We start from the raw sequence: 12,058 nt of genomic DNA, 5'->3' as shown, positions 1-12,058 counted from the left end.
CTCATGGCAATCGTAGGCATTTTTTTCGGCAGCGATACTGGTAACACCGAAAATATCGCAAAAATGATTCAAAAACAGCTCGGTAAAGATGTTGCTGAAGTGCGTGACATTGCGAAGAGCAGTAAGGAAGATCTCGAAGGTTTCGACATTCTGCTGCTGGGCATCCCTACATGGTACTACGGCGAAGCACAGTGCGACTGGGATGATTTCTTCCCGACTCTTGAAGAAGTTGATTTCAACGGCAAGCTGGTTGCGCTCTTCGGCTGCGGCGATCAGGAAGATTACGCGGAATATTTCTGCGACGCCCTGGGTACCATTCGCGACATCATCGAGCCACGCGGCGCGGCAATCGTAGGTCACTGGCCAACCGCGGGTTATCACTTCGAAGCATCTAAAGGTCTTGCAGACGACGATCATTTCGTCGGTCTGGCTATCGATGAAGACCGCCAGCCGGAGCTGACCGCCGAGCGTGTTGAGAAATGGACCAAACAAGTTGCTGACGAGCTGAATCTGGCTGATATCATTAACGCCTGATGCAATGCGGCGCAAATAAAACGTTTGTGCCGCATTGATAGATATTACCAATGAAAATAATTGCTACAATTTTGTAACTTTTTTGTCTATCCCTGTACAATATCCCGCAGGTCACATTTGCTAAAATGCCAGCAAATAGCGACTCGGCCACGATTTTTTAGCTGTGTTATGCTTCATACTTACAGTTTCTATTTAGACGTGGCTGTACTATACCCACAAAAGAAGGGTATATAATGAGACGCATTCACTTAACGCTCAACGAGTCCGAGCAAAACGTTAAGCAACAGGACAATTTCCGCATGACTGACAACAACACCGCATTAAAGAAGGCCGGCCTGAAAGTCACGCTTCCGCGATTAAAAATCCTTGAAGTGTTGCAGGGACCGGTGAACCATCACGTCAGTGCGGAAGAGTTATACAAACGACTGATTGATATGGGCGAAGAGATTGGTCTGGCCACGGTTTACCGCGTGCTGAACCAGTTTGATGACGCAGGTATTGTTACCCGTCATAACTTCGAAGGTGGCAAGTCAGTTTTCGAACTGACACAGCAGCACCATCACGATCACCTGATTTGTCTGGATTGTGGCAAAGTAATTGAATTCAGCGATGACTCAATTGAAGCCCGCCAGCGTGAAATCGCCACTCGTCACGGGATCCGTCTGACTAACCATAGCCTTTACCTGTATGGCCACTGCGCCGAAGGCGACTGCCGTACTGACGAAAACGCCCACGAAATCAGCGAAAAATAATCCGCACTCCGACTCCTCTTCAAAGGAAGTCAGACACAAAAAAACCGGTGAGGAAATTCACCGGTTTTTTTATTACATGAATAAGCTTACCCGTTGTTGCTACGTATCTCCTGCCAGATTTTATCGCACCTGGCTTTAACAGCCTGGTCGTTACCTGTGCGGGTCGCCTGAATGCAGTTTTGGTAATCCAGGGTGCGAACCGTCTCTTTCTTCACAAACTCCTGGTGCTGTTTTTCCTGGCCCAGCACTTTCAGCACGCTCTGGCAGGCCTGAACTTTGTCCGGGTTTCCCTCTGCGGTATTAATACAGGCGCTGTAGGCTTCTTTAAGCTTTGTGTCTTCCGGCGCTGCCTGTGGCTGCGCGCATGCCGTTAATCCCAGCGTTATGGCCGTTAATAAAATAATCTTTTTCATAATCGATATCCTTAACAAAAACGGGCGCTTTCGCGCCCGGTTTCAAATCAGAAGATGGTGAACGGTGCGATGACGATAAACTTCACGTCGCGCTCATCCTGGAAGATATTGCCGTAGCCGCCGCCCCAGCTTGGGATATCGGAATGGTTGTCGTACTGAGTGAAGTGCAGTTTGAACAACGTGCCCTTCGCACGTCCGTCCTGCACGGTGTAAAGCGCATCGAGGCTGTAAGAGGATTCTTTCAGGCGGCGATCTGCATCATAGTAACCATCAGTGGTTGGCGTAGAGCCTGGTTTAGCATCCCATGCATATACGTAAGAAGCGCCTACCGCCCAGCCAGGCAGATTCCAGTTGCTCAGATCATACATCGCGCCTGCAAATACCGCTTTTTCGCCGTTGGCGTTGAAGTCAGAACGGTTATCCCACCACACATCAAGTCGACCGTTTGAAGATGCGTAAGTTGGAGTCATGCGCTGCAGGAAATAGCCTTGCTGGCCGTCTGCCTTAACCATTGTTCCTTCCAGACGCAAATCAACCTGACCAATTTTGTAACCGAAAGTCAGCGCCTGCAGCCATGCAGTACCGTCATAAATATCATTCACGCCGCCGTTGGAGACTTTGTCACGCGTACCGTAGAACTGATAGCTTGTGGTCAGCGGGCTGCCGGCAATATCGAACTTGTAGCTTGCCTTGGTGAAGTACTGATCGATATAACCTTCCGCCTGACCAAAAGCAGCTTCGAGCACCAGATCGTTTTTGAAGTCATACTTTGCGCCAACCGAGTGCAGATAGTCGACTTTAGTGTTTTTGTCGTTCTGATAGAATTTATCCATCTCCAGGTGCCACGGGGACTTATATTCGTTGGTCCACATGTAGGAGAAGCTCAGCGCGCCCGCATCGCCATAATCAAAATTAGCGCCCGCTTCTGCCCCCTGATAGGTGCCCGGCATAAAGCTCCAGTGAGGAGCTAACAAAGTCTGGCCGGTTGGCTGGATGTAACCTGCGCGAGCCCAAACGGGGCCGTATTTAAATTTTACCGCAGCTTTATAAAGGCTAATTCCGCTTTTATCACCGGAATAGTCTTCGTCATAAGCCTTATTTTTTGATGAGAAGGCAATTTCGTTCGGATGCCCGCTGTCGCCATTTTCTGCCATTTCAATAGCGGTAAACGCCGCGATATCCAGACCAAACATATCGGCCGCATAGCCGGACTGGAAATCCAGATTGGCGTTCCAGGTAGAATGCGCAAGGTTGGTTTCGTATTTATCAGTATTAACGTCTTTACGGTCACGCTCACGTTGCCAGTAATAAATACCACCGGTGAGAGTTGAATCATCAATAAATCCCGCAGCGGTTGCCTGCGGAACGATAACAATGCCTGACAGCGCCGTGACACCTGCGATTGCAAGCGCCAGCGCACTACGTTTGCCACTAAACGTACGCATATTGAAATCCTCTTTGACGTATAAATAGTCACCCGGTGTAAAAGCACCTGACGGTGAAAAAATAAAAAATGCCTGACGGCTAAAAGCGGTTATATCTGGTTGACCGCATCGACTTCTGTGCTTAAGACTATTTTTCGCAACGCGAATTATCAATGCCTTTATAAGAGATAATTCCTATAGTATGACGAAGAGCACATAATCTATGAGCATTTGTAACAATTTGCGTAAATGGTTTTTTATGCCATAAAAATCAAAAAATTGAGCATAAGCGCTTAAATGGAAGCGCTCTCAAAAATTGAAATGATAATTTTTACGTTATTGAGTCAATGACAGACAATCTTTGCGAAGCATTAATAAAGAATTAATTCGCTACGCGAAGTTTTAGTTTTCTTTAACTGTCTGATCGATAAGCCAAAAAAAACGCCGCATTAAGCGGCGTTTGTTCTGTCTATACAGCGAATTAATCGCCTATTTTTGCCCAGGTGTCACGCAGACCAACGGTGCGGTTGAACACCAGTTTGGTAGCGGTTGCATAGCGGCTGTCGAGACAGAAATAACCTTCGCGTTCAAACTGGTACGCTTTACCTTTTTCTGCATTTTGCAGGCTCGGCTCAACGAAACCTTGTTTGATAACCAGAGATTCCGGATTAATTGTCGCGAGGAAATCTTCTGCAGCCCCTGGGTTTGCCACGCTGAACAAACGATCGTAGAGACGGATTTCAACCGGCAGCGCGTGTGCTGCGCTTACCCAGTGAATGACGCCTTTTACTTTACGTCCGTCCGCCGGGTCTTTACTCAGCGTTTCCGGGTCGTAGGTGCAATGCAGCGTGGTGATATTGCCTTCAGCATCTTTCTCTACGCGCTCGGCCTTAATCACGTAAGCGTTGCGCAGACGCACTTCTTTGCCCAGCACCAGACGCTTGTATTGTTTGTTTGCTTCTTCGCGGAAATCCGCGCGATCGATGTAGATTTCACCGCTGAACGGTACCTGACGGCTTCCCATCTCAGGCTTGTTCGGATGATTTGGCATGGTGACCATTTCTTCCGCGCCCTGCGGGTAGTTTTCGATGATCACCTTCACCGGATCCAACACGGCCATTGCACGTGGCGCATTCTCATTCAGATCGTCACGAATGCACGATTCCAGAGAAGCCATCTCAACGGTGTTGTCCTGCTTGGTCACGCCGATACGTTTGCAGAACTCACGGATGGAAGCTGCGGTATAACCACGACGACGCAGGCCGGAAATGGTCGGCATACGTGGGTCGTCCCAGCCCTCAACAATCTTCTCGGTCACCAGCAGGTTCAGCTTACGCTTGGACATAATGGCGTATTCAAGATTCAGGCGTGAGAACTCGTACTGACGCGGATGAGCCGGAATAGTAATGTTGTCCAGCACCCAGTCGTACAGGCGGCGGTTATCCTGGAATTCCAGCGTACACAGCGAGTGGGTAATACCTTCGAGCGCATCGGAAATACAGTGGGTGAAGTCGTACATCGGGTAGATGCACCATTTGCTGCCCGTCTGGTGGTGATCGGCAAACTTAATGCGGTAAATCACCGGATCGCGCATCACGATAAAAGGCGATGCCATATCGATTTTTGCACGCAGACACGCGGTGCCTTCAGCGAATCCACCGTTACGCATTTTCTCGAACAGCGCGAGGTTTTCCTCGACGGTGCGATCGCGGTATGGGCTGTTTTTGCCAGGCGCGGTCAGCGAGCCACGATATTCGCGGATCTGCTCAGGCGTCAGCTCGTCAACATACGCCAGACCTTTGTTAATCAGCTCAACAGCGTAATTAAATAGCTGGTCGAAGTAATCAGAGGAATAGCGCACGTTGCCGGACCAGTGAAAGCCCAGCCATTCTACGTCGTGCTTAATGGAGTCAACGTATTCGATGTCTTCTTTTACCGGGTTGGTGTCATCGAAACGCAGATTGCATTGACCCTGATAATCTTGCGCGATACCAAAGTTCAGACAGATAGATTTTGCATGGCCGATGTGCAGATAGCCATTTGGCTCCGGCGGGAAACGAGTGCAGATACGGTCATGCTTACCATTAGCCAGATCTTCATCGATAATCTGGCGAATAAAGTTAGTTGGGCGGGCTTCAGCCTCACTCATCGCGGGTTCCTCAAGACAAAACTTTCGTTAACGGTGCATGATCTAATAAGCAGACGCGGGAAACAACCTTTAGTTGCATAAATTGGGGTAGCCACGGTTAAAGAGAAAGGGAAGTTTAATTTGAGGCGATAAAAAAGCGGCTGGGGAATGACCCCAGCCGCTCAAGGCACAATGCTAACTCAGGAGCAACTATTTGCCTTTAATTTCATACAGAGGCGTTTGCCCTGCAACGACTGAACCCTGCGCCTGAATAACCAGGCCGCTGAAGTCGTCAATGTTGCTGCAAACTACCGGGCTAATCATGGAGCGCGCGTTAGCGTTCAGGAAATCAAGATCCATTTCCAGAACCGGCTGACCGGCCACCACTTCAGCCCCCTCTTCTACCAGACGAGTAAAGCCCTGGCCGTTAAGCGCTACGGTATCGATGCCCATATGGACAACAATTTCCGCACCCTTTTGGGTTTCCAGGCAGAACGCGTGGTTGGTATTAAAGATTTTTACGATAGTACCGGCTGCTGGCGAAACAACGGTTTTATCCGTTGGCTTGATAGCGACGCCATCGCCTACCGCTTTGCTGGCAAAGGCTTCATCAGGAACCTGTTCCAGCGCAACCACATCACCAGTAACTGGAGAAACCAGCGCCGCGATGGTAACTGCGTTTGGCACAGCCTGAGGCTTAACTGCCGCCGCTGCGGCAACCGGAGCGACACTGGCTTCTGCTGCCGGCACATCACCGGTAGTTTTCATTGCGTTAGCAATTTTCTCAGCCACAAAGCCCACGATAATCTGCACGCTGGTTTTGTTCAGACGAATGACACCGGTTGCACCCAGACGTTTCGCCAGGGCTTCGTTAACCAGCGAGGAGTCTTTCACGTTTAAACGCAGACGAGTGATACAGGCATCAATACCGGTCAGGTTAGCTGAACCGCCAACCGCCGCGATGTACTGACGAGCCAGACCAGAGACGTCCTGATTCGCTGTACCGCTAACGTTCACGTCCTGTCCATCAGCCTCGTCACCAGCAACCGCCAGCTCACGGCCTGGGGTTAACAGATTGAATTTGGTGATAGTGAAACGGAACACCACGTAGTAGATAACGAAGAACACGAGGCCCTGAGGAATCAGCATCCACCAGTGTGTTGCCAGCGGGTTACGGGAAGAAAGCACCATATCCACCAGGCCGGCGCTGAAACCGAAACCGGCAATCCAGTGCATGCTTGCCGCGATGAATACGGAAATACCGGTCAGAACAGCGTGGATAACGTACAGAACAGGCGCCACGAACATGAAGGAGAATTCCAACGGTTCGGTGATACCAGTGAAGAACGCGGCGAACGCTGCAGCCATCATGATCCCAGCCACTTTCGCGCGGTTTTCCGGACGGGCGCAGTGGTAGATAGCCAGCGCTGCGCCCGGCAGGCCGAACATCATGATTGGGAAGAAGCCAGCCTGATAACGACCGGTAATACCGACAACCGCTTTACCTGCTTCGATGGACTGTGCGCCACCCAGGAAGTTAGGGATATCGTTAATGCCGGCAACGTCGAACCAGAATACGGAGTTCAGCGCATGGTGCAGACCAACCGGGATTAACAGACGGTTGAAGAAGGCGTAAACGCCTGCGCCAACGGAACCCAGCTTCTGAATGTGCTCACCAAAGTTCACCAGACCGTCGAAGATCATCGGCCAGACATACATCATGATGAAAGCGACAATGATCATCAAAAAAGAAGTGAGGATCGGCACCAGGCGACGACCGCTGAAGAAGGACAGCGCTTTGGGCAGCTCGACGCTGCTGTAGCGGTTGTACAGTTCAGCAGAAATAATACCGACCAGGATACCCACGAACTGGTTTTCGATTTTACCAAACGCCGCCGGAACCTGATCCGCCGGAATTTTCTGGATCATGGCAACCGCTGCTGGAGAACACAGGGTGGTCAGAACCAGGAAGCCAACAAAGCCGGTCAGCGCTGCGGCGCCGTCTTTGTCTTTGGACATGCCGTAAGCCACGCCGATGGCGAACAGAACGGACATGTGATCAATAATGGCAGAACCAGATTTAATGAAGAACGCCGCAAGCGCGTTGTCTCCACCCCAGCCAACCGGGTCAATCCAGTAGCCTACCCCCATCAAAATAGCTGCTGCAGGCAGTGTAGCCACGGGCACCATCAGTGCGCGGCCAACTCGTTGTAAATAACCTAGAATACTCACTTTATTCCCCCTATGAGACCCTGTTAAGGCTCGCTCAAAGCAGTGTTTTTATTGTCTTAACAACCTTAAATAAACGGCGACGGTTCACATCACACACCGGAGTGTGAAAAAAATTAATTCGTATCGCAAATTAAACGCGCATTTTTTGTGACTACAGTCACCAAATATCGCTATTACCCCCTCCTTCGACTGGCTATCATGCAAAACTTATTTTATCATTCAAAAAATCAAGGCAGATTGCCCCTCAGGCGCCGGTATAAATCTGGTTTACCCTTAGAGGGCTGAATATCAATCTGGCTAAATCCGCTTTCTATTAACTTTTAAGAGGTGAATGATGAGACTGATTCCCCTGGCTACCCCGGCTCAGGTCGGCAAATGGGCAGCTCGCCATATCGTGAAGCGCATCAATGCGTTTAATCCAACTGCAGATCGTCCTTTCGTGCTGGGCCTGCCGACCGGCGGTACGCCGCTTGAAGCCTATAAAGCGCTGGTAGAGATGCATAAAGCGGGCCAGGTTAGTTTTAAAAACGTCGTGACTTTCAATATGGATGAGTATGTTGGCCTGCCGAAAGAGCATCCGGAAAGCTATCATACTTTCATGCATAAAAATTTCTTTGATCACGTTGATATCCCGGCAGAAAACATCAACCTGTTAAACGGTAATGCGCAAGACGTTGATGCGGAATGTCGTGCTTACGAAGAAAAGATTCGCTCCTACGGCAAAATCCACCTGTTCATGGGCGGCGTAGGCAACGACGGACACATCGCATTCAACGAACCCGCTTCTTCTCTGGCTTCCCGTACCCGTATTAAAACCCTGACTCATGACACCCGAGTGGCAAACTCTCGCTTCTTTGATGGCGATGTGAATCAGGTTCCAAAATACGCGCTGACCGTAGGCGTTGGTACCCTGCTTGATGCAGAAGAAGTGATGATTCTGGTGCTTGGTAATGTTAAAGCGCAAGCTCTGCAGGCAGCCGTAGAAGGCAACGTCAACCATATGTGGACGATCAGTTGCCTGCAACTGCATCCAAAAGCAGTTGTCGTGTGCGACGAGCCGTCCACGATGGAGCTGAAAGTGAAGACGTTGAAGTACTTCAACGAACTCGAAGCTGAAAATATTAAAGACCTTTAAGCGCTACTTTTTTACCGGGGGTAATTATGTTTGCATTAATCCGCGGTCGGATTTACACCGGCCACGACATTCTGGATGACCATGCGATTGTTATCGCTGACGGCCTGATTGAGCGAGTTTGTCCACGTTCCGAACTCCCTGCTGGGATCGAAACCCGTGACATGGGTGATGCAATCATCGCCCCCGGTTTTATTGATGTGCAATTAAACGGCTGCGGCGGCGTTCAGTTCAACGACACCGTCGATGCCGTTACGGTTGAAACGCTGGAAATCATGCAGAAAGCCAACGAACGTTCTGGCTGCACCAGCTATCTGCCAACGCTTATCACCGCCAGCGACGAGTTAATGATGCAGGGCGTGAAGGTGATGCGCGAATATCTGGCGAAATACGCCAACCAGGCACTTGGTCTTCATCTGGAAGGCCCGTGGCTTAATATGGTGAAAAAAGGGACGCACAACCCGAGTTTCGTACGTAAGCCTGACGCCAGACTGGTCGATTTCCTCTGTGAGAACGCCGACGTCATTACCAAAGTCACTCTGGCACCAGAAATGGTCGAGCCTGATGTCATCAAAAAACTGGTTGCTGCAGGAATTATCGTTTCCGCAGGCCACTCGAATGCGACAGCAAAAGAAGCCAAAATTGGATTCCGGGCGGGAATCACTTTTGCAACGCATCTTTTCAACGCGATGCCTTATATTACAGGCCGTGAGCCCGGCCTTGCTGGCGCAATTTTTGATGAACCGGATGTTTACTGCGGTATCATCGCCGATGGCCTGCATGTGGACTATGCCAATATTCGCACCGCGAAGCGCATGAAAGGCGATAAACTCTGCCTGGTCACCGACGCAACCGCACCGGCGGGCGCTGATATTGAACAGTTCATTTTTGCTGGTAAAACAATATACTACCGTGACGGTTTGTGTGTAGATGAGAACGGTACGCTGAGCGGATCTGCCCTGACGATGATCGAAGGGGTGCGTAATCTGGTCGAGCATGCCAACATCGCGCTGGATGAAGTTCTGCGCATGGCGACTCTCTACCCTGCCCGTGCAATGGGTGTGGAAAAGCAGTTGGGCACCATTGAGGCTGGCAAAGTCGCCAACCTGACTGCTTTTACCCGCGATTACAAAATCATCAAGACTCTCGTTAATGGTAATGAGGTCGTAACTGAGTAAATAAGGCATGACGACTGGCGGACAGGCTCAAATAGGTAATGTCGATCTGGTAAAACAACTGAATGGCGCGGCGGTCTATCGCCTGATTGACCAACTTGGTCCAATCTCACGTATTCAGATTGCCGAACAGAGCCAGCTTGCACCTGCCAGCGTCACCAAAATTACTCGCCAGCTTATTGAGCGCGGCCTGATTAAAGAAGTCGATCAGCAGGCCTCCACCGGGGGTCGCCGCGCTATCTCTATCGTTACCGAAACCCGCAATTTCCATGCGATTGGCGTGCGGCTTGGCCGGCACGATGCCACTATCACGCTGTTCGATCTTAGTGCTAAACCGCTGGCTGAAGAACACTATCCACTGCCGGAGCGCACTCAGGAAACCCTTGAGCACGCGCTGCTCAACGCCGTTGCCCACTTTATTGAGCAAACGCAGCGAAAAATTCGCGAATTGATTGCTATCTCGGTGATTCTGCCAGGCCTGGTCGACCCGGAAAGCGGCGTGGTTCGCTATATGCCACACATCCAGGTCAATAACTGGTCGCTGGTCGAAAGCCTGGAAAAACGCTTTAACCTCACCTGTTTTGTCGGGCACGATATTCGCAGCCTGGCGTTAGCGGAGCACTATTTTGGTGCAACAAATGACTGCGAAGACTCTATTCTGGTGCGCGTTCACCGCGGTACGGGTGCTGGAATTCTCTCCAACGGCAGAATTTTTATCGGCCGTAACGGCAACGTCGGTGAAATTGGTCACATTCAGGTTGATCCCTTAGGCGAGCGCTGCCACTGCGGCAACTTTGGCTGTCTGGAAACCATCGCGGCGAACGCCGCCATTGAAGGACGAGTACGTCATCTGCTCGAGCAAGGCTATAACAGTCGTTTGACGCCTGACGACTGCAATATTGCAGCGATTTGCAAAGCGGCCAATAAAGGCGATGCGCTGGCCTGCGAAGTGATAGAACACGTTGGTCGCCATCTTGGCAAAGCTATCTCCATCGCCATCAACCTGTTTAACCCGCAAAAAGTAGTCATTGCAGGTGAAATCATCGAAGCACAGAAGGTCCTTCTTCCCGCCATTGAAGGCTGCATCAACACCCAGGTGTTAAAAGCGTTCCGCAAGAACCTGCCCGTGGTGTGTTCACAGCTTGATGACCGCTCCGCAATTGGCGCTTTTGCCCTGGTAAAACGTTCCATGCTGAACGGCATGTTGTTGCAGCGTCTGCTGGAAAGTTAACGCAAGCTATCCCCGATTTACGTTATAGTTAGACCCTTTAGATTTCGAGTTGCCGCCAGGCGTCAAGGGTGTTAATCCCCTGGCGTTTGAAAGATGAAGGGCATACGCCTCCTGAGAATATGAGCCTGATAATTAATGACCATCCAGAATGTAATTTGTGATATTGACGGCGTGCTGATGCATGACAACGTCGCCGTACCGGGTGCCAATGAATTTCTGGCCCGCATCCTTGAAAAAGGTTTACCGCTGGTTCTGCTGACCAACTATCCTTCGCAAACCGGACAAGATCTTGCAAACCGCTTCGCATCCGCCGGGGTCGACGTGCCGGATAGCGTGTTTTATACCTCAGCAATGGCAACCGCTGATTTTCTGCGTCGTCAGGAAGGCAAAAAAGCCTACGTTGTGGGTGAAGGCGCGTTAATCCATGAGTTATATAAAGCAGGGTTCACTATCACCGATATCAACCCGGATTTTGTCATCGTTGGCGAAACACGCTCCTATAACTGGGAAATGATGCACAAAGCAGCGTACTTCGTGGCAAATGGCGCGCGTTTCATCGCAACCAACCCGGATACCCATGGGCGCGGTTATTATCCAGCCTGTGGCGCGCTCTGCGCGGGCATTGAGAAAATCTCTGGTCGTAAACCGTTTTATGTCGGCAAGCCCAGTCCGTGGATAATCCGTGCGGCGTTAAATAAAATGCAGGCCCATTCCGAACATACGGTTATTGTTGGCGACAACCTGCGCACCGATATTCTGGCCGGATTCCAGGCCGGTCTGGAAACCATTCTGGTACTGTCCGGCGTTTCGACGCTCAACGATATCGATGCGATGCCTTTCCGTCCTTCATTTATCTACCCGTCCGTAGCTGAAATCGACATTCTCTGATCGATAAAATTTGTAAAAAAGCGCCTGACGCCGTCGGGCGTTTTTTATGAATCCTTTCCCTCTTTTATTTTTGCTACAACGCTCAATCAATGAAAACCCTTAAGAATTGCAGATCCGCTAATTATTTCGCCTTTTCCCTCATCGTTTTT

The 12,058-nt window shown here is 50.4% G+C and carries 10 protein-coding genes; 6 read left to right on the top strand and 4 right to left on the bottom strand.

The features are described 5' to 3' along the window. Nucleotides 1-3: 3 nt before the first annotated feature. Together fldA and fur are read left to right on the top strand one after the other, a co-directional pair. A complete protein-coding gene (fldA, locus tag MUA00_RS02765) occupies nt 4-534 on the top strand; it encodes a flavodoxin FldA (protein WP_271121555.1) in 531 nt (176 codons plus the stop codon). Nucleotides 535-833: 299 nt separating this feature from the next. Continuing rightward, a complete protein-coding gene (gene fur, locus MUA00_RS02760) occupies nt 834-1,286 on the top strand; it encodes a ferric iron uptake transcriptional regulator (RefSeq protein ID WP_167609681.1) in 453 nt (150 codons plus the stop codon). An 86-nt stretch (nt 1,287-1,372) separates the two neighbouring features. Here fur and chiQ read toward each other — a convergent pair whose 3' ends face one another. From chiQ to nagE, 4 genes are all read right to left on the bottom strand, one after another. Further along, nucleotides 1,373-1,699: a ChiQ/YbfN family lipoprotein gene (gene chiQ / locus MUA00_RS02755; protein WP_271121556.1), complete on the bottom strand. Its 327-nt coding sequence runs from the start codon at nt 1,697-1,699 to the stop codon at nt 1,373-1,375. 47 nt (nt 1,700-1,746) lie between these two features. After that, a complete protein-coding gene (gene chiP / locus MUA00_RS02750) occupies nt 1,747-3,144 on the bottom strand; it encodes a chitoporin ChiP (protein ID WP_271121557.1) in 1,398 nt (465 codons plus the stop codon). A gap of 460 nt (nt 3,145-3,604) precedes the next feature. After that, entirely contained in the window at nt 3,605-5,272 is a 1,668-nt protein-coding gene (gene glnS, locus MUA00_RS02745; protein WP_271121558.1) for a glutamine--tRNA ligase, read from the bottom strand. A gap of 189 nt (nt 5,273-5,461) precedes the next feature. Further along, entirely contained in the window at nt 5,462-7,483 is a 2,022-nt protein-coding gene (gene nagE / locus MUA00_RS02740; protein ID WP_271121559.1) for an N-acetylglucosamine-specific PTS transporter subunit IIBC, read from the bottom strand. A gap of 334 nt (nt 7,484-7,817) precedes the next feature. Between nagE and nagB the strand changes: the two genes are divergently transcribed. The 4 genes from nagB to MUA00_RS02720 all read left to right on the top strand — a co-directional run bounded on the left by nagB (nt 7,818) and on the right by MUA00_RS02720 (nt 11,909). Beyond that, nucleotides 7,818-8,618: a glucosamine-6-phosphate deaminase gene (gene nagB, locus MUA00_RS02735; protein WP_271121560.1), complete on the top strand. Its 801-nt coding sequence runs from the start codon at nt 7,818-7,820 to the stop codon at nt 8,616-8,618. 26 nt (nt 8,619-8,644) lie between these two features. Continuing rightward, entirely contained in the window at nt 8,645-9,793 is a 1,149-nt protein-coding gene (nagA, locus tag MUA00_RS02730) for an N-acetylglucosamine-6-phosphate deacetylase (protein WP_271121561.1), read from the top strand. Between the two features lie 7 nt (nt 9,794-9,800). Then, nucleotides 9,801-11,021, top strand: a complete 1,221-nt coding sequence (gene nagC, locus MUA00_RS02725) for a DNA-binding transcriptional regulator NagC (RefSeq protein ID WP_271121562.1) — start codon at nt 9,801-9,803, stop codon at nt 11,019-11,021. Nucleotides 11,022-11,156: 135 nt separating this feature from the next. Beyond that, on the top strand, nt 11,157-11,909 hold the full coding sequence (locus MUA00_RS02720; protein WP_271121563.1) for an HAD-IIA family hydrolase: 753 nt from the start codon (nt 11,157-11,159) through the stop codon (nt 11,907-11,909). The last annotated feature ends 149 nt before the right edge of the window (nt 11,910-12,058 follow it).

It is taken from the genome of Dryocola boscaweniae, from assembly GCF_025215095.1.
In the GTDB taxonomy this organism is placed as follows: Bacteria; Pseudomonadota; Gammaproteobacteria; order Enterobacterales; family Enterobacteriaceae; genus Dryocola; species Dryocola boscaweniae.
The sequence above is the reverse complement of the archived record's forward strand: the minus strand, read 5'-3'. Positions and strand labels throughout refer to the sequence as shown.

What these genes read in the sequence shown, in the direction of transcription:
- chiP (WP_271121557.1), bottom strand. Translation starts at nt 3,144, where the DNA reads ATGCGTACGTTTAGTGGCAAACGTAGTGCGCTGGCGCTTGCAATCGCA.
- MUA00_RS02720 (WP_271121563.1), top strand. Translation starts at nt 11,157, where the DNA reads ATGACCATCCAGAATGTAATTTGTGATATTGACGGCGTGCTGATGCAT.
- nagB (WP_271121560.1), top strand. Translation starts at nt 7,818, where the DNA reads ATGAGACTGATTCCCCTGGCTACCCCGGCTCAGGTCGGCAAATGGGCA.
- chiQ (WP_271121556.1), bottom strand. Translation starts at nt 1,699, where the DNA reads ATGAAAAAGATTATTTTATTAACGGCCATAACGCTGGGATTAACGGCA.
- fldA (WP_271121555.1), top strand. Translation starts at nt 4, where the DNA reads ATGGCAATCGTAGGCATTTTTTTCGGCAGCGATACTGGTAACACCGAA.
- nagA (WP_271121561.1), top strand. Translation starts at nt 8,645, where the DNA reads ATGTTTGCATTAATCCGCGGTCGGATTTACACCGGCCACGACATTCTG.
- fur (WP_167609681.1), top strand. Translation starts at nt 834, where the DNA reads ATGACTGACAACAACACCGCATTAAAGAAGGCCGGCCTGAAAGTCACG.
- glnS (WP_271121558.1), bottom strand. Translation starts at nt 5,272, where the DNA reads ATGAGTGAGGCTGAAGCCCGCCCAACTAACTTTATTCGCCAGATTATC.
- nagC (WP_271121562.1), top strand. Translation starts at nt 9,801, where the DNA reads ATGACGACTGGCGGACAGGCTCAAATAGGTAATGTCGATCTGGTAAAA.